14 protein-coding genes and 1 tRNA gene are annotated in these 21,522 nt (G+C 69.1%); 8 read left to right on the forward strand and 7 right to left on the reverse strand.

Annotated elements, in window-relative coordinates:
- Positions 1 to 77 precede the first annotated feature (77 nt).
- From grpE to AWX74_RS21400, 3 genes are all read right to left on the reverse strand, one after another.
- Positions 78 to 923: a nucleotide exchange factor GrpE gene (grpE, locus tag AWX74_RS21390; protein WP_091279789.1), complete on the reverse strand. Its 846-nt coding sequence runs from the start codon at positions 921 to 923 to the stop codon at positions 78 to 80.
- The gene (gene dnaK / locus AWX74_RS21395) at positions 920 to 2,752 is read right to left on the reverse strand and encodes a molecular chaperone DnaK (protein WP_091279793.1); all 1,833 of its coding nucleotides are present in this window, start codon (positions 2,750 to 2,752) and stop codon (positions 920 to 922) included. The genes grpE and dnaK overlap by 4 nt, the downstream gene beginning before the upstream one ends.
- Before the next feature lie 903 nt (positions 2,753 to 3,655).
- Entirely contained in the window at positions 3,656 to 4,861 is a 1,206-nt protein-coding gene (locus AWX74_RS21400) for a nuclease-related domain-containing protein (RefSeq protein WP_091279797.1), read from the reverse strand.
- 900 nt (positions 4,862 to 5,761) lie between these two features.
- Between AWX74_RS21400 and AWX74_RS21410 the strand changes: the two genes are divergently transcribed.
- Both AWX74_RS21410 and AWX74_RS21415 read left to right on the forward strand, forming a co-directional pair.
- On the forward strand, positions 5,762 to 7,972 hold the full coding sequence (locus AWX74_RS21410; protein WP_091279803.1) for a (Fe-S)-binding protein: 2,211 nt from the start codon (positions 5,762 to 5,764) through the stop codon (positions 7,970 to 7,972).
- A gap of 258 nt (positions 7,973 to 8,230) precedes the next feature.
- Positions 8,231 to 8,722 carry a flavin reductase family protein gene (locus AWX74_RS21415; protein WP_091279806.1) on the forward strand — a complete coding sequence of 164 codons (492 nt, stop codon included), beginning with the start codon at positions 8,231 to 8,233 and terminating at the stop codon, positions 8,720 to 8,722.
- A 261-nt stretch (positions 8,723 to 8,983) separates the two neighbouring features.
- On the opposite strand, the gene AWX74_RS21420 is transcribed toward AWX74_RS21415, so the two are convergent.
- From AWX74_RS21420 to AWX74_RS21430, 3 genes are all read right to left on the reverse strand, one after another.
- A tRNA-Gly gene (locus tag AWX74_RS21420) sits at positions 8,984 to 9,057 on the reverse strand.
- A 147-nt stretch (positions 9,058 to 9,204) separates the two neighbouring features.
- Positions 9,205 to 11,634 carry a glycoside hydrolase family 65 protein gene (locus tag AWX74_RS21425; protein WP_091279810.1) on the reverse strand — a complete coding sequence of 810 codons (2,430 nt, stop codon included), beginning with the start codon at positions 11,632 to 11,634 and terminating at the stop codon, positions 9,205 to 9,207.
- Positions 11,631 to 12,407: an HAD family hydrolase gene (locus AWX74_RS21430; protein WP_091279813.1), complete on the reverse strand. Its 777-nt coding sequence runs from the start codon at positions 12,405 to 12,407 to the stop codon at positions 11,631 to 11,633. Before AWX74_RS21430 ends, AWX74_RS21425 begins: the two co-directional genes overlap by 4 nt.
- Before the next feature lie 185 nt (positions 12,408 to 12,592).
- Between AWX74_RS21430 and dcd the strand changes: the two genes are divergently transcribed.
- Complete coding sequence (gene dcd, locus AWX74_RS21435) at positions 12,593 to 13,225, forward strand: dCTP deaminase (protein ID WP_091279816.1); 633 nt, start codon at positions 12,593 to 12,595, stop codon at positions 13,223 to 13,225.
- A 494-nt stretch (positions 13,226 to 13,719) separates the two neighbouring features.
- Complete coding sequence (locus AWX74_RS21440; RefSeq protein WP_006540654.1) at positions 13,720 to 13,926, forward strand: cold-shock protein; 207 nt, start codon at positions 13,720 to 13,722, stop codon at positions 13,924 to 13,926.
- A 281-nt stretch (positions 13,927 to 14,207) separates the two neighbouring features.
- Here AWX74_RS21440 and AWX74_RS21445 read toward each other — a convergent pair whose 3' ends face one another.
- Complete coding sequence (locus tag AWX74_RS21445; protein WP_091279819.1) at positions 14,208 to 16,160, reverse strand: serine/threonine-protein kinase; 1,953 nt, start codon at positions 16,158 to 16,160, stop codon at positions 14,208 to 14,210.
- Between the two features lie 375 nt (positions 16,161 to 16,535).
- On the opposite strand from AWX74_RS21445, the gene AWX74_RS21450 reads away from it, so the two are divergent.
- From AWX74_RS21450 to AWX74_RS21465, 4 genes are all read left to right on the forward strand, one after another.
- Entirely contained in the window at positions 16,536 to 17,426 is an 891-nt protein-coding gene (locus tag AWX74_RS21450) for a class II glutamine amidotransferase (RefSeq protein ID WP_091279822.1), read from the forward strand.
- Positions 17,427 to 18,209: 783 nt separating this feature from the next.
- Entirely contained in the window at positions 18,210 to 19,109 is a 900-nt protein-coding gene (locus tag AWX74_RS21455; RefSeq protein ID WP_091279824.1) for an LLM class F420-dependent oxidoreductase, read from the forward strand.
- Between the two features lie 418 nt (positions 19,110 to 19,527).
- Positions 19,528 to 20,637, forward strand: a complete 1,110-nt coding sequence (locus AWX74_RS21460; protein ID WP_091279826.1) for an ABC transporter ATP-binding protein — start codon at positions 19,528 to 19,530, stop codon at positions 20,635 to 20,637.
- Positions 20,634 to 21,395, forward strand: a complete 762-nt coding sequence (locus AWX74_RS21465) for an ABC transporter permease (RefSeq protein ID WP_091279829.1) — start codon at positions 20,634 to 20,636, stop codon at positions 21,393 to 21,395. Before AWX74_RS21460 ends, AWX74_RS21465 begins: the two co-directional genes overlap by 4 nt.
- The last annotated feature ends 127 nt before the right edge of the window (positions 21,396 to 21,522 follow it).

The following is a 21,522-nucleotide window of genomic DNA, read 5'->3' on the forward strand; positions in this document are numbered from 1 at the left end:
GCCGACCCGCCCGACGCGAGGCGTCGGGCGGGAGGCACGCGAGCGGTCGATCGGCATGCTTCTAGTAGGCCATCTCTTCAGTCGGCGCTGACGGTCGGGCCCCCGCGGTCCGGCCCGGGAATGCTGCCGGTGTCGTCCGGCACGGAAGCGTGCTCCCTCCCGGGAGACGCGCCGGGCACCGGCTGACCCTCGTCCGCACGTGTCCCGATGGGCCCGGTATCGCCGGCCTGGACCGATCCGCCCTCATACCCGCTCCCGTCGACGTCCGCGCCGGCGGCGCCGCCCTCGTCGGATGGCTCGGCGACCGCTACCTGCGCGGCCCGCAGCACCGTGTTTCCGCGCCGATAGCCCGCGCGGAAGATCTCAACGCAGGTCGTCTCGGAAACGTCCGACCGGTAGGAGTGCAGCAGAGCGTGGTGCAGGTGTGGGTCGAATGCCTCGCCCGGGGTTCCGAAGCGCTCCAGGCCGGTCGACTCCAGCGCCGCTTCCAGGGACTCGGCGATGGCCTTGAACGGGCCTTCGAGATCGCCGTGGTCCCGCGCGCGACCGATGTCGTCGAGAACCCCGAGCAGGGCGGTCAGCAGCTTGGAGACCGCCTGGTCGCCGGCCGCCTCACGCTCCCGGGTCGCCCGGCGCCGGTAGTTGTCGAACTCGGCCTTCAGCCGCTGCAGGTCGGCCGTCCGCTCGCCGAGCTGCTCGTGCAGCGAAGCGACCAGCTCGGTGTCACCGACGCCGACGCCAGGGACACCGGCCGAGGCCGGGCCGGCAGGCTCGGCGCCAGCGGCGGCCTGGCCGGCCCCGGCGCGGACCTGGCCCGTCTCCGGATCGATGCGGCGCCTGTCCTTGACGATGGGCTCCTCCGGGCCGCCGTCCCCGCCGGCCCGGCTGTGGTCCAGCCGGTGCTCGTCGTGGGAAGGGGTCACTTCGGGTCCTCCTCGTCGACGATCTCGGCGTCAACCACGTCGTCGTCGGTCTGGCCCGCGCCCGGAGCACCCGGGCCGGCCTGCGCACTGGCGGCCTGGGCGTACATCGATTCGCCCATGGCCTGGCTGGCCTTGGTGAGCTCGTCCGCCGCCTCGCGGATGGCGGCGATGTCGGTCCCGGCGACCGCCCCGCGCAGCGTGCCGAGCTTCTCCTCGACGTCGGACTTCACGGTAGCGTCGATCTTGTCGCCGTTCTCGGCCAGGAAGCGCTCCGTGGAGTACACCAGCGACTCGGCCCGGTTACGGGTCTCGGCCTCCTCGCGGCGCTGACGGTCCTCCTCCGCGTACTGCTCCGCGTCCTGCACCATGCGGTTGATGTCGTCCTTCGGCAGCGCCGAGCCGCCGGTGATCGTCATCGACTGCTCCTTGCCCGTGCCCAGGTCCTTCGCGGACACGTGCACGATGCCGTTGGCGTCGATGTCGAAGGTGACCTCGATCTGCGGCATGCCACGGGGCGCCGGCGGCAGGCCGGTCAGCTCGAACATGCCCAGCTTCTTGTTGTAGGCGGCCATCTCACGCTCGCCCTGGAAGACCTGGATCTGCACGGAGGGCTGACTGTCCTCGGCGGTGGTGAAGATCTCCGAGCGCTTGGTCGGGATCGTGGTGTTCCGCTCGATCAGCTTGGTCATGATGCCGCCCTTGGTCTCGATGCCGAGGGACAGCGGGGTGACGTCGAGCAGCAGGACGTCCTTGACCTCGCCCTTGAGGACACCGGCCTGCAGGGACGCGCCGACGGCGACGACCTCGTCGGCGTTGACGCCCTTGTTCGGCTCCTTGCCGCCGGTCAGGTCACGGACGAGGTCCACGACGGCGGGCATCCGGGTGGAACCGCCGACGAGCACCACGTGGTCCACATCGCTGATCTTGATGCGAGCGTCCTTGACCGCCTGCTGGAACGGGCCCTTGAGGCGGTCGACGAGGTCCTGCGTCATCCGCTGGAACTCCGCGCGGGTCAGCGAGACGTCCAGGTGCAGCGGGCCTTCGGCCGAGGCGGTGATGTACGGCAGGTTGATCGAGGTCTGCGTCGACTGCGAGAGGTTGATCTTGGCCTTCTCGGCCTCCTCGCGCAGGCGCTGCAGCGCCATCTTGTCCTTGCCGAGGTCGACGCCGTGCTGGTCGTTGAAGGTCTTGATGAGGTGATCGGTGATCCGCTGGTCCCAGTCGTCACCGCCGAGCTGGGTGTCACCGGAGGTCGACTTGACCTCGACCACACCGTCGCCGATCTCCAGCAGGGAGACGTCGAACGTACCGCCACCCAGGTCGAAGACCAGGATGGTCTGCTCCTTCTCGCCCTTGTCCAGGCCGTAGGCGAGGGCGGCGGCGGTCGGCTCGTTGACGATGCGCAGGACGTTGAGACCCGCGATGGTGCCGGCCTCCGTGGTCGTCTGGCGCTGCGCGTCGTCAAAGTAGGCCGGGACGGTGATGACCGCGTCGGACACCGGCTCGCCCAGGTAGGCCTCGGCGTCCCGCTTGAGCTTCTGCAGGATGCGGGCGCTGATCTCCTGGGGGGTGAACTCCTTGGAGTCCACCTTCATCTTCCAGTCTGTGCCCATGTGGCGCTTGACCGACCGGATGGTCCGTTCCACGTTCGTCACGGCCTGCCGCTTGGCGACCTCGCCGACGAGCACCTCGCCGTTCTTCGCGAAGGCCACGACAGACGGAGTCGTCCGGGAGCCCTCGGCGTTGGCGATCACCGTGGGCTCTCCACCCTCGAGCACGCTCACGACGGAGTTCGTGGTGCCGAGGTCGATACCGACCGCTCGTGCCATGTCTGTATGCCTCTCGATCATGCAGGCCCGCCTGGTGGAGACCGGCGGGACGCTCTTGTTGGTGTGAGCCCCGGACCCGGCTCCAGCGCCGAGGCACGGGGTGCGTGCGACTGCGTGGTGCCTGGCCCTACGGGCTCGCCGCACGCTCCTCGCGTCGGAGTCAAGCGCCCGGATTCGACTTGAGTATGGTCCGCTCAGGATGAACGAACCTAGGATAGCCCGACGAACCTGAGTCTTGTCCACTCAATTTTTCTCCGCCTGCCTGACTGTCGCGACGGGACGCCCCAAGGGTGACCATACGTGACTTTGGCATCGCTTTAAGACACTTGTGGGTTGCCTGGATGGACGGCCGCAGTCTGGACCGCGCCGCGGACAGTTTCCGGCCCGCGGGGCCGGTGCTCGTTGGGGGCCGGAATCCTCAGATCCGCGAGGTCCGGTTTCGGGCGGCCGCCCCTGCCTTTGTCGCTGAGCAAGAAGTGAGGATCTTGGCTGCTGGAACAACCGAAGCCCTCACTTCTTGCTGATCGTCAAGCGACTCGGTGTCCCTGTTTGCACCTACTGGGGCGAACTGTGCTGGCGCAGCGCGGCGGCGCGGGATCCCCGGTCGGTCGCCGCGTGACGGGTGGGGACGGACCGCCAGGTCAATATCGGTGGGCCGGATCTGCCACGCGGGATGCGGGAGTGGCGCGAGGCGGCCGTCGTCGACGATGAGTGCGGCTCGCGGCTCGCGGCGGCCGCAGACGCCGCGCGGACAAACGGACCACAGACGCTCATGAGGCGGTGCGGACGCGCGGAGCGGCTGGTGCGCAGCACACCGCTACGCCGCGTCCAGAGCCACCGCAGGCCTCAGACAGCCTGGGTTAGGTGACGCCGGGAAACCTGAGGGCCTGGCCGAGCCCGGATTTACGGCCTGGCGCCCGGCTCCCCAGGGAGGCCATCCGTGCTGTCCCCGCCATCGAGTGCACCCGGCGACGCCTGCTGGTCGGTGCCGGCCTGAGCAGGGCCCGCCGCGCCGCCCTTCGAGAGCAGCGGTCGGCCCTGCGCGGCTTTGGAGTCGCCGGCGCGCTCCGGCTGTACCGACGCCAGGATGCGGCGCCCTCGCCTGGCCCCCGGGCGGACCGCGGGGGCGTTCGGAGCCAGCGGCGCGAGCCCGGAGCCGGTGCTGCCCGGCGGCACCACCGAGTCTGTCGTGGCGCCGGTGCCGAACCCGGCCGTGGGCTCGTCGGAGCCGGAGCGGGCCCTGCGCAGGCCGCGGCGTTCGACGAGATCCGCCTGCCGGCCCAGATCTGCTTCGATCTGCGCGAGGCGGTCAAGCATCCCGGAAGCATCGCCGCCGTTTTCCTGGATGGTGCGCAGGGCGTCCATCAGGGTGAGCCACTGGTCCCGATCGACGACGATTTCCTCGGCGAGCCGGTTCGACGAGTACGGCGGGAACAGCCGCTGGGCGGCGGCCACCACCTGCTGTACCTGCCCGGGGTTGAGGCGCCCAGGCTTGTGCCGAATGTAGTCGACCACGTCCTTGACGTTCAGGACGGTTACTCCTTCGAGAGCACCGTCCTTCCACAGGACGCTCGCCTCGACCATCACCAGGATCGGGTAGGTGGGGAACTTCAGCATCGGGAGCGCGGCCCGGATCTGGTTGCGCACCTCGCCGCCCAGCCACGCGGTCTTGTCGATCGCCGGCTTGAGGGATTCCCCGTCCACCACCGCGCCGCCCTTGGTGTAGCGGACGACGCCCTTGTTGGTGTCACTGCCGAGGATCATCACCCCGCCGGGGCCGACCAGCAGGTGGCCGATGGTGGCCTCCGAGTACGGCACCGCCCGGTCGTGAAGGATGACGTACCCGCGCCGGCGCAGCCGGGAGATCGCGTGTGCGGTCTTCCGCTCGGCCTCGGCCGCCTCGCGCAGTGTTTCGACGTCCGGTGACGCACCGAAGGCGGCCAGGGCCATGCCACCGGGCCAGATCACAAGGAGGGCCACGAACACGGTGACCCCGAGGCTGGGCAGGCCCAGCCCGAAGCCGATGACCAGGCCGAGGCCGAGGCCGACGATCGCGGCGCGGATGGCCGCCCGAGGAACGTCACGCGCGATGCGGTCACGTCTGACCATCGCCTGGTTCTCCCGCGCACGGAGATACTCAGTGTGCTGAGAAAAGCCAGGACGCCCGGCCCGACCTGTCGTCGGCCTGGTGCTTGTCACCATCGTGCCCACCATGGATCGCAGGGTCGTCAACGTCGTCGGGACCCGCCCCCAGGAGCGCACCGGGTGCCCTGGTGGCGGCGCTGCTGCCAGCGCGCAGCGTCATGCGCCCCCGACCAGCGCGCGGACGAGCCGCCACGGTCCGGACCAGGACACTGACCCATGGTGGGGCGGGACCCGCGGTCATCTCAAGAGTTGACATCAACCCGCGCGATGATCCATGAGTTGTGGGTCGGTGGCTGGCTGGTCGTTGCGGGCCGCAGCGTCAGGTCGTCTGGCCCGACCTGGAAGTAGTGGTCCTGGTCGTGGCTCTTGGTGTGGCGGGTCGGGAACGGACAGTGCGGAGCGTTGTGGTTCTGGCGATTGTCTGCCACTCAAAGTAGCAGGCTCTCCTGCGTCTCGGGCAAGATCGGCCCAATAGGTGCCCGATCCCGCGACGCTCGGACCACGTCGTGGCAGGGTCGGGGGCGGCGGGTATCACGAGGTCGGGAGTCGCCCTGGTGGCTCGACCTCTCCGGGGTGCGGTGGGTGAATGGAGATGCGATGGAGCGCCGCCGGTGATCTGAACGTGTCCCTGGTCACTCCGCTGGTCACCGGTCGTGAGGTCCCGGCGAGGCTTGCTTTCCGGAGCGCGGCCGGCGGCCGAGGTGCAGTGTGCGATGGTCGCGCAGGGCTCCGGAGTCGTGGCCGTCGGTGGTGTGGCTGTCGGGATCGACAAGTTACTGGCCGGTAGGAGTAGGCTCGCCGCGTCGTCGGGCAGCACCCGGGCAGCCCCAGACAGAGGTGGATAGCACAGCAGATGGAGGACCTGTGAGAATCGCGATCGGTCTAGCGATCACGCTGATCGCTCTCGCGGTGGCCGGCCGCCGCGTCTTCTGGCTGACCAGACTGATCAGGTCTGGCCAGCCCGCAGAGGGCCGGCTCGATGATCTGCCGACCAGGATCTGGACGGAGATCAGCGAGGTAGGAGGCCAGCGCAAGCTGCTGAAGTGGTCCGTACCCGGCCTGGCGCACTTCTTCACCTTCTGGGGATTCACCATCCTCGGGTTGACGATCGTCGAGGCCTACGGGGCCCTGTTCGACCACGACTTCCACATCCCGCTGTTCGGCGACTGGGCGATCATCGGGTTCCTGGAGGACTTCTTCGCGGTCGCCGTCCTCGCGGGCCTGCTCACGTTCACCATCATCCGGCTGCGTAACGCCCCCGCCCGGCTGGACCGCAAGTCCCGCTTCTACGGGTCCCACATCGGCCCGGCCTGGGTCATCCTCGGCATGATCACCCTGGTCATCGTGACCCTGCTGATCACGCGTGGCGCCCAGTTCAACGCCGGCACCCACCCGCAGGGTGACACCAAGTGGGCGTTCGCCTCCTGGCTGGTCAGCGAGCCGCTCAGCGCGTTCTCGGTGCACACCAACGAGGACATCGAGACGGCGTTCCTGCTGCTCAACATCGCGATCATCATGGGCTTCCTGGTGCTCGTGGTCTACTCCAAGCACCTGCACATCGGGCTTGCGCCGATCAACGTCATCCTCAAGCGCGAGCCGGTTGCCCTGGGCCCGCTGGGCACGACCCCCGACATCGAGAAGCTGATGGAGGAGGACGAGCCCGTCGTCGGTGTGGGCAAGGTCGAGGACTTCTCCTGGAAGGCCATGCTCGACTTCGCCACCTGCACCGAGTGCGGGCGGTGCCAGAGCCAGTGCCCGGCCTGGAACACCGGCAAGCCGCTGTCGCCCAAGCTTCTGATCATGGACCTCCGGGACCATCTGTTCGCCAAGGCCCCGTACCTGCTCGCGCCCAAGAAGGAAGAGGGCGAGGAGGCCACCGCAGAGGCCACCGCGGCCGCCGAGGAGACCTCCAAGAAGCACGTGCACCACGTGCCGGAGTCCGGCTTCGGTCGGGTGCCCGAGCCCGGCCAGCCGCAGGTCGACCGCCCGCTCGTCGGGACCGAGGAGGAGGGCGGGGTCATCGACCCCGACGTCCTGTGGTCGTGCACCAACTGCGGCGCCTGCGTGGAGCAGTGCCCGGTGGACATCGAGCACGTCGACCACATCGTCGACATGCGGCGTTACCAGGTCATGATCGAGTCGGCGTTCCCGTCCGAGGCCGGCGTGATGCTGCGCAACCTCGAGAACAACGGCAACCCGTGGGGCGTCTCGCCGCGGTCGCGCACCGAGTGGACCGAGGGCCTGCCCTTCGAGGTCCGCATCCTCGACGAGGGCGAGCAGATCCCGGACGAGGTCGAGTACCTCTACTGGGTCGGTTGCGCCGGTGCGATCGAGGACCGGGCCAAGAAGGTCGCCCGGTCGTTCGCCGAGCTGCTGCACACCGCCGGGGTCGAGTTCGCCGTCCTCGGCAGCCAGGAGTCGTGCACCGGTGACCCGGCCCGCCGCCTCGGCAACGAGTACCTGTACCAGGAGATGGCGAAGGCCAACATCGAGCTCCTGAACGAGACCGGCGTCAAGAAGATCGTCGCCACCTGCCCGCACTGCTTCAACAGCCTCGCGCGGGAGTACTCGGCACTCGGCGGCAACTTCGAGGTCGTCCACCACACCCAGCTGCTCGGCAAGCTCGTCGAGGAGCGCAGGCTCGTCCCGATCACCCCGATCGAGTCGTCGGTGACCTACCACGACCCGTGCTTCCTCGGCCGGCACAACAAGGTCTACACCCCGCCGCGGGAGATCCTGGAGGCCATCCCGGGCATCCGGGGGCAGGAGATGCACCGCTGCAAGGACCGTGGCTTCTGCTGCGGCGCCGGTGGCGCGCGGATGTGGATGGAAGAGAAGATCGGCAAGCGGGTCAACGTCGACCGCATGGAGGAGGCGCTCGGCCTCGACCCCGACGTGGTTTCGACCGCCTGCCCGTTCTGCATCGTCATGCTCTCCGACGCGGTGACCGAGAAGAAGCTGGCCGGCGAGGCAAAGGAGAGCGTCGAGGTTCTCGACGTCTCCCAGCTGCTGGCACGCTCCCTGGCCGCCCCGCCCACGCCGGCCGCCGCCGCGGCTCCGGCGGAAGGCGCATAACCCCGCGGGTGCCGCAGATGATCTGAACTGATCGGGCGGGGCGTGGCCAGTTGGCCACGCCCCGCCTGGCTTTTCCGCCGCCCCCGACGCGGGTCACGGTCCGACGAAGCTCCCGCGGAGGAGATCAGCCGACCCGCGTGGCGCCTGCGTTGACCGGTCGCGCCACACCCGGGCATGAAACGACGTACGCCGGGCAGCTGGTTGACGACCGGGAAAAACCGGTAGCCACAGCGACGACGGTGAGGAGCTCCTCCGCCCATGCCCCCCGAGCTGAGCGCGTTCCACGACGCAGTCAGTGCCATCAGCTATCCGATGGCCGTCGTGACGACCACCGTCAACGGCGAACGCAGCGGCTGCCTGGTCGGCTTCCACACGCAGTGCAGCATCGACCCGCCCCGCTATCTGGTCTGTGTCTCCCACACCAACCACACGTTCGGCCTGGCCCGGCACGCGCGGCACCTCGCCGTGCACCTGCTGGACATCACCGATCGCGCTCTGGCGGAGCTGTTTGGCGAGGAGACCGGAGACAAGGTCGACAAGTTCGCCCACTGCCGCTGGTTGGAAGGACCCTTCGGCCTGCCTGTCCTGGCCGACCCGCCGGCCTGGTTCGCCGGCCCTGTCCTGTCGGTGACGGAGGTCGGCGACCACTCCGCGTTCGTGATCGATCCTGCGGAGGGCACGACCCGCGGCCCCCTGCATCAGCTCGCCTTCCAGGACGTCCGCGGCATGCGCCCAGGCCACCCGGCCTGAACATCACCGCCACTGGCGCTCCGCACCACTCGTCTTGCCCGGCAGGCGTCTGCCCGTCAAATCCGCACAGGAGCTGGTAGAAGCGCGGTACCTGAGGTCCGCCCGGTCACCCTGCCCAGTGACACGCTCCCGGAACGGCCCGTGAACAACAGAACCACCCCGAACGCCACAAGATCGCGGGGCCCCGGGGGGGGCTCCGCCCGCCGGCCAGCATGGAGGAACGACCTGTGTCAGACCCCGTCTGACACAGGTCCCCCAGAGTGGAGCGGGCGACGGGAATCGAACCCGCGTTGCAAGCTTGGGAAGCTCGTGTTCTGCCTCTGAACTACGCCCGCATGGTGCAACCGCATACTACTGGACGAGTGCGCCACATGCCGTACCGCCACCGCCGACTTTTCGTCGGGGCCGGGTCGCCGTTGTCGATTGCGGCGACGAGGACGGCCTGCGGGTCAGGCGCCTGTGAACGAGACTTACCGATCGTGCTACTCGGGTCGGTCCCCGGCGCTCGCGCGGGCGTTTTCGGCGCGTCGTGTCTCGGCTCGTCTCACCTCGGTTCCGTTCACCTGGTGCAGGAAGCGCAGCGGCTCACGGCCCGGGGGCTGCTGCGGCCGTGGCAGTTCCGGGGCGGGGGGGACGTCCAGCGTGCACGGCTGGCCGGGCGGGATCCGGACTTCCTGCCCGTGGTGGACGAGGGTCATCCCTTCGCCTTCGAGCACCGTGTAGGTGGCGGATGAGGCGACGACCTCGACTCTGAGATGGCGGGACCGTACCCGCAGGCCGAAGGAGAGCCGGGTGAGGCCTTCGGGCAGTCTGGGCGCGAAGGAGAGCAGCCGGCCCGTGTCGCGCAGCCCGCCGAAGCCTTCGACGAGTGCGATCCAGCTGCCGGCGAGGGAGGCCACGTGCAGCCCGTCGCCGGTGTTGTGCTCGATGTCCTTCAGATCCATGAAGGCGGCTTCGCGAAGGTAGTCGTGGGCGAGTGACAGGTGCCCGCATTCGGCGGCCATCACCGCCTGACAGCAGGCGGAGAGCGACGAGTCCCGGACGGTGAGCGCCTCGTAGTAGGCGAAGTTGCGTACCTTCTGCTCGGCGGTGAAGGCATCGCTGCGTCGCTGCATGGCGAGCACCAGGTCGGCCTGTTTCACGACCTGCTTGCGGTAGAGGTCGAAGTACGGGAAGTGCAGCAGCAGGGGGTACTGCTCGGGCCTGGTGCTGTCGAAATCCCACACCTGGTGATGGGTGAACCCGTCTGACTGCGGATGGACCTCGAGATGTGCGTCGTAGGGGATGTACATGTCGTCGGCGGCATCCCGCCAGTTGGCGGCGGTCTCCGCGTCGACACCGAGGGCGCGTGCGCGCTCGGGGTGGCGCTGGACGGCGTCGGCCGCGCCGATGAGGTTTCGTTGGGCCATGAGGTTGGTGTAGACGTTGTTGTCGGCGAGCGCGGAGTACTCGTCCGGTCCGGTCACACCGTCGATGCGGAATTTCCCGGACAGGTCGTGATGCCCGATGGAGCGCCACAGCCGGGCCGTCTCGATCAGGATCTCGAGGCCGACCTCCACCTCGAAATCAGTGTCCTCCGTCACCCACACATATCTGATGACGGCGTCGGCGATGTCGGCGTTCACGTGGTACGCGGCGGTGCCGGCGGGCCAGTAGCCGGAGCATTCCTCGCCGTGGATGGTTCGCCAGGGAAACGCGGCTCCGTCCAGGTTGAGCAGCTGCGCGCGCTCACGGGCCATCGGGAGGATGGAGTGGCGCCAGCGCAGCGCGTCGGCGGCGGCCGCCGGTGCCGTGTAGGTCAGTACGGGCAGCACGTAGCTCTCGGTGTCCCAGAAGGCGTGACCGTCGTAGCCCGGGCCGGTGAGCCCCTTCGCGGGGATCGCCCGCCGTTCGGCTCGCGCGCCGGCCTGCAGCACGTGGAACAGTGCGAAGCGGACGGCCTGTTGAACCTCGGCGTCCCCGTCGACCTCGACGTCCGCACACCGCCAGAACTCGCCGAGGTACTCCCGTTGCTCGTCGACCAGCCCGCTCCACCCGGTCTGGCGCGCAGCGACCAGTGCGGCGACGGCCTGGTCGCGAAGCGCGGGCAGGGAGCGCTGCTCGGACCAGCCGTAGGCGAGGAACTTGACCATCCGGAGCGTCTCGCCGGCGGCCAGGACGGCTGTCGCGGTGACCCGCCCGGCATCGGGCTCGCTTTCCGAGCTCACCCCGAGCGAGCGGGGACCGTCGAAAATGTGGTCCATCGCCGCGGCTACCCGGATGTCGCTGTGCCGGGTGCAATGGACGAGCTCCACCATGGAACCTCGGGCCCGGTGCCGTTCCGAGACGAGTGGTGATTCCAGCACCGCGGCCGCGCGTGGATCGCCTCGGCGCATCGGAAGCTGCTCGTTGGCGACCAGTTCGGACTGGATGACGACCCGCGCGGAATCATCCACCGGCTCGATCTCGTAGTAGATCGCGGCGACGGACCGCTGGGTGAAGGAAACCATCCGCCGGGAGCGGATCCTGATGCGCTGACCGGCCGGGGAGACCCAGTCGGCCTCCCTGGAGAGGACACCTTCGCGGAAGTCGATGCTTCTGGTATGGGTCAGGAGGTCCCCGTATCGCACATCGAACGGCTCGTCGTCGACCAGCAGACGAATGATCTTTCCGTTGGTGACGTTGATGACCGTCTGGCCGGACTCGGGATATCCGTACCCCGCCTCGGCGTAGGGCAGTGGCCTCAGTTCGTGGACGGAGTTGAGATAGGTGCCGGGAAGCCCGTGCGGATCGCCTTCGTCAAGATTTCCGCGCAGGCCCACGTGCCCGTTGGAGAGCACGAACAGCGACTCGGAGCGGGCGAGGGCGTCGATGTCGAGGCCGTGTTCGGTCAGCGACCAGGCCTCGATGAGGTAGTTCGGTTTGCCGATCACACGGTTCTCCCGGCGGGGACGGCACCCAACGCCTGCCCGCCGAGCAGGTCGGCGAGATCCTTGACGACGATGTCGGCGCCGCTGTGCCGCAGCGCGTCGGCGTGGCCGATCCGGTCCACACCCACCACGTAGCCGAAGGCGCCGGCCCGCCCGGCCTGCACGCCCGCCACGGCGTCCTCGAAGACCGCGGCCGCCTCGGGCTGGACTCCCAGCGCCTGTGCGCCGGCGAGGTAGGTGTCCGGAGCCGGCTTCCCCGCCAGGCCACGTTCCTGCGCGACGAGACCGTCGATCCGTGCGAGCAGCAGCCGCTCGATTCCGGCCGCCCGCACGACTTCGGCGCAGTTGGCGCTGGACGACACGACCGCGCGCGGGACGCCGGCCTCGTCGAGCGCCTGGAGGTATCGCACCGAACCTTCGAAGACCTCGACGCCGTCCCGTTCCATCCGCTGTAGAAGCAGGATGTTCTTCCTGGTCGCGAGGGCGTTGATCGTCAGGCCCGAGGGCGGGTCGCCAGGCACACCCGGCGGCAGGTGGATGCCCCGCGAGTCCAGGAACGCCTGCACGCCGTCGGCTCGCGGCCGCCCGTCGACGTAGTCGGGGTAGTCGGTGCCGATGTCGAAGGGAACGTACGGATCACCGGAGCGTCTGGCCCAGTTCTCCAGGAAGTCGTCGAACATCTCCTTCCAGGCGGCGGCGTGCACGGCAGCGGTGCGGGTCAGCACACCGTCGAGATCGAACAGGCACGCCCTGATGTGATCCGGTAGCCCCAACATCGGTCCCCATCCTGGATCAGCGTCAGCCGGCCTGCCGGCAGGCCGGCAGGGAAGCAGGGAGGCGCCGGCGACGTCCGACGGCGGCGACCTGCGCACGGTTTCGAGGTCGAGGAGCTACTTACCCGATAACTGCACGCGTTCCACCCCACGGCAACAATCCGGCGCTCTGCGGTAGCGTCCGGGACGTGCTGCTGTCAGATCGGGATATCCGTGCCGAGATCACTACCGGCCGTGTGCGGCTCGATCCCTACGACGAGCGGCTGATCCAGCCGTCCAGTGTGGATCTGCGACTGGACCGTGCCTTCCGGGTCTTCCAGAACCACCGCTACACCCACATCGACCCGGCCGTCGAGCAGGAGGATCTCACCGAGCTCATCGCTCCGGAGGGCGACGAGCCGTTCGTGCTGCATCCGGGGGAGTTCGTCCTGGGGTCGACCCTGGAGATCGTGACCTTGCCGGACGACCTGGCCGGGCGTCTCGAAGGCAAGTCGAGCCTGGGGCGCCTGGGGCTGCTGACCCACTCGACCGCGGGCTTCATCGATCCCGGCTTCTCCGGGCACGTGACGCTGGAGCTGTCCAATGTCGCCACGCTGCCCATCAGGCTCTGGCCCGGGATGAAGATCGGCCAGCTCTGCCTCTTCCGGCTGTCGTCGCCGGCCGAGCACGCCTACGGCTCGGCGATCTACGGCTCGCGTTACCAGGGCCAGCGTGGGCCCACCCCGTCCAGGGCCTACCGCGACTTCACTCGGACGACGGTTCCTGAGCTGGCTGAGGTCGCCGAGGTTGCAGAGGTCACAGAGACGCCCGGGTACAACTGATCGTTGGGATCGTCGTGCGGCGTCGAACCCGTACGGAGGGCCGAAATCGTCGCGCTCGCCCTGGTAGGCGACGGTCTGGCAATCCCCAGCGCTGCCTTCGACGAGCCCGATTTCGATGTCACTCGCCCGTGGACGCCCGAAATGGGGCGTTGATTGCACCCGGTTGAAGGAAATCCTGGTGATGCACAGCTGTCGGCACGCTCCACCGAGACCGCCAGCCGGTTGTCCACTTGTCCACAGATCACCCTCGGTCGTGCGGATCCATGGTAAAGGGGACGTACACGGTGCGACCGGGTGGCGCACCCGCGAACCGCATGGCATCACTCTCCCGTGAGGCCGTCCGCGGGTCGGGGGTGTACGGTGGTCCCGTTGCTCTTCTCCTTGGTGCCGCCGGTCACCACCAGGATGGCATCACGGTAATCGCCAACGGCGGTTGTCGGCATAAAGCAGGAACACCACGTGGGTGCGCCGTAGCAGGGGAACGAGGAAAAAACGTGTCCGAAGGTACTGTCAAGTGGTTCAACGCCGAAAAGGGCTTCGGCTTCATCACCGTCGACGGCGGAGGCCCTGACGTCTTCGCCCACTTCTCCTCGATCGTGGGAGACGGCTACAAGTCCCTCGAGGAGGGGCAGCGGGTCTCGTTCACGATCGAGCAGGGCCAGAAGGGTCCGCAGGCTGCTCAGGTGCAGCCCCTCATCTGATCTGTTCGAACTGCGGCCAGCTCGGCCGGGGATCGGCCTCACGGCCTTCCTCCGGGCGAGCCCCATGAGGTCGCGGTAGTCGCGACCGCGGCGGGGTGACAACCGGCCCATCCCCGCCGTCGGTTTGCGGCCTGATCGCTGTGTTGTCGCGTCCCTACCCGGACGCGTCGGCGCGGAGGGCCATCAGCAGACAGAGGGCCACCGGCAGAGACGTTCAGGCCGGGTGGCCCTTTTTCGTGCCCTCTTTTTCATCTCACGGCGTCACTTTTCGTGTCATGGCGTCAGTGGTCCACGTACTTCCCGTCGCAGCTGTAGGTGCGGGTCCTACCGTCACCGTTGTCGTCGACGTAGCTGAGCTTGACGCTCCCGCCGTAGATCCACCCGGCGGTCGTGGTGCCGTCCAGGCGGGCCCACCACCAGACGTTGTCGTAGCTGTTGACGACGCTGCAGTGCAGCCAGACCTTCAGCCCTTTGGCGAGCTTCGAGACGGTGGAACAGGCTGCGTACGGCCCCGTGCGCAGCGGTGCGTCCTCGACGAGCACGGCGTAGCCGTCGCCGTTGTAGCCGTGGCTGGGGCTCGCGGGGCATCCAGGAGCGGTGGTGCTCGCTGTGGCAGGGGGCTTCGACACCGTGGTGGCGGGGTGTGCCGACGGAGAGGTGGTCGGCGTGCCCGACGCGGCGGTGGTCGGGGACGCGCCGGGCGGCTTCTGGGCCGATCCCGGTGCGGCGCTCGGGTCGGCGGCGCCTGGTCCGCCCGGGCCTGCGGCGCCGGGGGTGGTGAGCCCTGGTCCGGGTAGCGCGGCGTCGGGGCCAGCCCCCTTGGGCGCCACGCGACGGGACTGATCATCGTCGGGACCAGGGCCGCCCACCGAGGCGGTCATGGGCGCCGTTGGCGCCGGCTCGTCGGAGCGTGGGAGCAGCACGGCCACGAGTGCGACCGCCGCGATCGCCGTGACCGCCGCGATCGCCGCAAGCAGCCACGGCGGCCGGGCTCCGGGAGGCTTGCCAGGCGGCTGCGGCTGCGACGGGTGGCGGGCGGCTGTTCCCACCGGCGCCTGGACGTATCCGTGCGCGGGAAGGCCTCCCGGGCCCGCAGGGTAGTCGCCGGAGCCCGTCCTGACACCCGGCATCGCACCCGGTGTTGGGGTTGGTATCGCGCCTGGGACATGGGTCGGCGGCTCCACCTGCGGTGTGCGGGGCTCAGGCAGGCGGGCGACGCGGTAGCGAGTGATCTCCGCCGCGACGGTCGGGGGAAGCCAGTCAGTCGTGAGGCCCTGGTGGTCCTGGGCGGTCAGCCGCCCGAGGGGAGCCGCGAACCGGCAGAGCTCGATCAGTTCGGTCGGGGTGGGCCGCGACGCGGGATCCTTTGCCATGCAACGGGACAGGATGTCGCGCAGGTCGTCCGAGCAGCCTGCCCAGTCCGGCTGCTGGTGCTCGATGCGGTGGAACACCGCGGCGTCCACTCCGAACGGCGGGCGGCCGGTCAGCGCGAAGTAGGCGGTGGAGCCCAGGGCGAAGATGTCGCCGGGGCGGTCGAGGGGCCTGCCCTGGACCTGTTCCGGGGCCATGAAGGCCGGGGTCCCGAGCCGGGCGCCGGTCTGGGTCATCGCCGCCGTGGCCGCGTCGATCGCCCGGGCGACCCCGAAGTCGATGACGCGCGGGCCGTCCGGCGCAAGAATGACGTTCCCCGGTTTGAGATCGCGGTGAACCACGCCGACCCGGTGAATGGACTGCAACGCCTCGGCGACGCCGGCAATCAGCATCAGGACGGTCGATTCGGGCAGCACACCGGTCCGGGCTATGGCGACCGCGAGGGAGGGCGCGGGAACATAGGCGGTCGCGATCCACGGGCGAACGGCGTCGACGTCCGCGTCGATGACCGGGACCGTGTACGGGCCCTGCACCCGCTGCGCGATCGCCACCTCCTTCGCGAAACGAGCGCGGAAGTCGGGATCGGTGGCGAACTCCGGCCGCACCACCTTGAGCGCCAGCGGACGTCCGCCAGGGGTGTGTGAAAGGTAGACGGCGCCCATGCCGCCCTCGCCGATGCGGGCCTGGAGCGGGTAGCCGCTGATTTCGTAGGGATCGGTGGCTGCCAGCGGGGCGAACACACCGTCCCAGGACGGGCGCGCAGACCGGGGCCGGTCCATGCCCCGGCCCGGCTCCAGCCCACTGGGCCGGTCAAACGGCTGGCCCGGGTCTGGCCTGGCCGCAGTGGGTGGCGTGCTGCTCATCCTGCCCTCCGGGCGCTGCCGGCGTGCCGCCGCGATGCCACGGTGATTCCGATCATGGGCAACGGAGGCAGACCACCGGTAGATCACCTGATTCGGACGCGTCTCGTGTCCTGGTGTCTCGGTGTCCTGGTGTCGCGGCAAGTCCGTTTTCATCATATTGGCTGACCTGCGGCCCGACCGTCCGGGCCTGCATCGGCTGCGGTGCCCGGCGTGACTGCCCGAATCCTGGGCAGGTTCCAGGCGATGTCACGGATTCGGCCGGCCGCGGTCGGCGGACCACGGACTGCGCAACGCGCGGATGACCGCTGGTGATCTGTGCCCGTGGGGACGGCTCCTGGGGCGTGGGGACGACTCCCGGGTGTGAGGAGGTCATGTATGTGCCATCTGTTCGCGATGAGCGGCGGCGCGGAGCGGATCGAGGCGACCTTCTGGCTGCTCGACGCCCCGGACAACCCCCGCACGCAGACGCGCCGCCCGCCGGACGGCGCCGGCCTCGGGGTCTTCTCCGCGGACGGAACTGCGCAGGTGCACCGGCAGGCGATCCGTTCGCGCGCCGACACGGCGTTCGCGCGGGAGGCGCAGCAGGTGACCTCCAACACGTTCGTCGCGCACGTTCGGCATGCCTCGACGGGGCGGGTCGACGACGCCAACACCCACCCCTTCCTGAAGGACGGCCGGATCTTCGCCCACAACGGGGTGGTCGAGGGCTTGGACAAGCTCGACGCCGAGTTGGGGTCGGCCCGCGCGGGCGTAGCCGGCGACACCGACTCCGAGCGGTACTTCGCCCTGGTGACGCGGGAGATCGCCGCGCGGGACGGAGACGTCGGCGAAGGAATCATCGCCGCGGTGAACTGGATCGCCGAGAACCTGCCCCTGTACTCGATCAACATGGTGCTGGCCACTCCGCGTGAGCTGTGGGCGCTTCGTTACCCGGACACCAACGGCCTGCACGTCCTCCAACGCGCCCCGGGTGGGCGTAACCAGCGTCATCTCGACCACGCGAGCCCTTTCAGCGAGATCCGGGTCCGGTCGGTCGACCTGCGGACGCGGCCCGCCGTGGTGGTGGAGAGCGAGCGGATGGACGAGGACCCGCGGTGGCGCCTCATGGCCAGCGGTGAACTGCTGCATGTGGCTCCCGATCTCTCCATGACCTCTCGGCTGGTGCTCGCCGGACCGCCGGCGCATGCGCTGGATCTCGACGACCTTCGCCCGGAGGCGGCCGCGTCGCAGACCGCCGCGGTGCCCGACATCCAGATTCCCGCCTGAACGTAGCGAGGCGGACGGCGAGGCAGCTGACCGTGGCCTGTGGATAACGTGTGGAAATCATGTGGAGAGCTGTGGACACCTGTGGCGGATGCGATCGCGATACTGGGAGTTCGACGGTATGAAATGCCTGCTGGCAGGGCTTTTGCCGCCCCGCGGAGCCACGCTGCCGCACGCGGGCTTCCTGTGGATGACCTGTTGACAGCCTCAGCTGCTCCCGTCGCGGGCGCTGGGTTGCCGGCCCCGTCGTCGGGGCCGGCGGGGTCATCGGGGTCGGCGCGGCTTGCCGATCGCCCGGTCGGTGACTGGCGCCAGGCCCGATCGGGCCGGTGGGCCGACCACGGGGGAAGGGTGTGAGAAGCGCCCGGTTCAAACCCGCGACCTGCGCTCTTCCCGCCTGAGCCCGCCGGACGGCTGGTTGCTCAGGGGTCACGAGGTCCCCGCCGAGGGTGACGATCGTCCTCTTGGCTGGCTATGGTCGTTACAGGGTCCGTCTCACCCGATCCGCCGTTGTGGCGGCATCTCGACTTCCCGGGCGAAACCCACCACCCCCAATCCGACACGGTTCGCTTCGCCTCCTGCATTTCAAGATCGAAATGGTGGTCCGGCGGTCCGATGATTCGTCACCAACGGGTCGGATGTAACCGATGTCCACCGGCCAATCGGGGTGGCATACCCGTCAGGACCACACCGAGACGTGAGGAGGGCCGCGGCATCGGGTAGGACGACCCGATCGGATCGCGGCGTCGATGACGACGATGTGACCAGCGAGAAGGGATCACAGAAGTGACCATGAATGTCGCCAGGATCGGGCTCTGGATGTCCGCGAGGCAGTGGCCGCATGGCACGGCCGAACGTCGCGACACCGCTCAGGAGCTTGCGGAGCTCGGCTACGACATGGTCTGGCTGGGCGGTGCCACGGCGGACCTTGAGCTTCCGGCGGCGTTGCTGGAGTCCACCGAGCGCCTGTGCGTCGGCACCGGGATCCTGAACATCTGGACCGAGTCGGTGGACCTGCTGGCCGACACCTACGGAATGCTGGAGAAGGCACACCCCGGCCGCCTGCTGCTCGGCGTGGGCGCGGGGCACGCGCGGATGGTCGAGAGCGTGACCGGCCGCCGCTACCGTCGGCCACTGGGCGCCGTGGTCTCCTACCTGGAGGCGCTCGACGCGGTCGGCATCCCGGCGTCGGCGCGGGTGCTGGCGGCGCTGGGCCCACGCATGCTCGGCCTGGCCGCCCGCCGGTCGGCCGGGGCGCATCCCTACCTCGTCACCCCCGAGCACACCCGGATGGCACGGGAGATCCTCGGGCCGGGCGCGCTTCTCGCGCCCGAGCAGAAGATCGTCCTGGAGACGGACCCGGCCCGGGCGCGGGCGATCGGCCGAGCCGCACTGTCGATCTATCTGGAGCTGCCTAACTACACGAACAATCTGCGCAGGCTCGGCTTCACCGACGCGGATCTGGCCGCGGGTGGCAGCGACCATCTGGTCGACGCGCTCATTGCCTGGGGCGACCTGGACAGCATCCGGACCCGGCTGGAGGAGCACTGCGCGGCTGGTGCCGACCAGGTTGCGGTGCAGATCCTCACCGACAACAAGCAACTCCCGCGGGCCCAGTGGCGCATCCTCGCCGCCGGGCTCGATCTGAGGCCACCGGCGGTGGCCGGCGCGGTCAGCGGAATCTGAGCCTGAAAAGACCCCGGCACTGTGTGGCCGGGCCCGTTGGCGATGGTCAGCGAACAGTTCGCGATGGTCAGCGAACAGTTCTTTCTGACGGGCCGGCCGGCGATAACACTTCGCCGGCCGGCCCGATCGGGTATCGGCGCCTACTCGCGCCGGTAGCCGCGCCTGTTCTCACACCCTCGTTGTGATCATGTGACGATCTTGCGCTGACAGGGCGATCACTGCCTGCGAAGGTGGTGTGCCTGCCAGACCGGCTGGTCGTGCGCGCGGCTCCGTACTGTGTCGGGAGCCCGACAGGCCAATTACCCACCGGGTTCACCCCATGGTTGGGAAGTGTCGGCTGGCGATGCAAGTATCGGGGCGGCGACCGACGGCTCCCACGGCCGTCGGCGCTCGCGATCATGACCATGAAGGGAGTGTGATGATCGAGGCACGAGGGCTGACGAAGCGCTACGGGCGCACCGTCGCAGTCAACGCCCTGTCCTTCACCGTGCAACCCGGCCGGGTGACTGGCTTTCTCGGCCCGAACGGCGCGGGCAAATCGACGACGATGCGGATGATTCTCGGGCTTGACCGGCCTTCGGCCGGCGAGGTTCGAATTGGCGGCCGCCGATACACCGAGCTGAAGGAGCCGCTGCGCGAGGTGGGCGCCCTGCTGGAGGCGAAATGGGTGCACCCCAATCGCTCCGCGCGGGCGCACCTGCGCTGGATGGCGGCTTCCAACAGGATTGCGGCGAAGCGCGTCGACGAGGTTCTGGACGCTGTGGGCCTGACCGCGGTCGCGGGGCGTCGCGCGGGCAGTTACTCGCTGGGCATGGCCCAGCGGCTGGGCATCGCTGTCGCCCTGCTGGGCGACCCGGGCGTCCTCCTTTTCGACGAGCCGGTGAACGGGCTCGATCCAGAAGGCATTCTCTGGATCCGTCAGTTCATGCACCGGCTGGCGGACGAAGGCCGAACTGTCTTCGTATCCAGTCACCTTCTCTCCGAGATGGCGCTCACCGCGCAGGACCTCGTCGTCATCGGTCGTGGCCGGCTCATCGCGCAGACCAGCACCAAGAGCTTCATCGAATCGGCCGCCGACTCCTCGGTGCGGGTACGCGGGCCTGAGCTGGCGCGGCTGCACAGCGTCCTGGCCGGCCAGGGGCTGGCCGTCCAGGAGCAGGCGGCCACCGAGGACACTCCGGCGGTGCTGGTCGTGCGTGGAAGCTCCACCGAAGCGGTCGGTGAGCTGGCAGGTGCCGTGGGCCTGGTGCTCCACGAGCTCACCGAGTCGCGTGGCTCGCTGGAGCAGGCCTTCATCCAGATGACTGGCGGCGAGGTCGAATACCAGGCCGGTGGAGGCACCGCGCCAGCTGCCTCGGGAGTCGCCGTGCCAGTCGACGCGCAGGGGGCGTTGGCTCCGCCTGGGCCGGTCTCCGGGGCGCCCGGTTTCCCGCCGCCCGGGGCCGTACCGGCACCCGGTGGCGGGTCCGGCCCGGCTGCCACTCGGGAAACAGCCAGCCGCGGTGGTCAGGAGGGCCCGGCTCAATGACACTCATGACAGTCGAGCGGATCAAGCTCTTCTCCACCCGCTCGCCGTGGTGGTGCATGATCATCACGGTGGCGCTGACCGTCGGCCTGACCGCCATCTTCAGCGCCGCGACAAAGCCGGACGATCTCAGTGACCTCACGCCGTCCGTCACCCAGTTCGCCTACAACTTCGGGCTCGTCGTGATGATGGTGATGGCGGCGCTCACCGTCACCACCGAGTACCGGTTCGGGACGATCAGGTCGACCTTCCTCGCCGTTCCCGGTCGGACGCAGGCTTTGCTGGCGAAGACGGCCGTCGTCGCCGGGCTCGCTGGGGTCGTCGGTGAGATCACCGCGGTGGGCTCGTGGGCCATCGCCAAGGCGATCAGGCCGGACGCGCCGCTGGCACTCGACACCGGCCAGGAGTTCCGCAACGTTTTCGGCGTCGGGCTGATCTACCTGCTCGCGGCGGTCTTCGCGATCGGCCTCGCATTGCTGATCCGGCATACCGCCGGGGCGATCGTGGTCATGCTCGTCTATCTCTTCCTCGCGGAGAGCCTGCTGCCGGCCATACCCCGGATCGGGCCGCACATCCAGGACTGGATGCCCTTCATCGTCGGAAACAACTTCGTCGTCGCGGGCCAGCTCGAGACGGATGACGGGCCGCCGGTCATCGAGGGCCTGCCGTTCGGGCCGTGGGGATCGCTGCTCTACTTCGCCGCGGTCTGCTTCGGTCTGCTGGCTCTCGGCCTCATCAGCGCCAAACGCCGGGACGCCTGACCTACGTCCACATTCGTCCGGTAAACCCGCGCGCCCCGACCGGGTCCCCTGGTCGGGGCGCGCTCCGCGTTTCGGCGGGAGGCGCCCCGCAGCCGGACGCATCGGGCGCCGCCCGCCGGGTAGCGCC

It is taken from the genome of Parafrankia irregularis (assembly GCF_001536285.1).
GTDB lineage: Bacteria > Actinomycetota > Actinomycetes > Frankiales > Frankiaceae > Parafrankia > Parafrankia irregularis.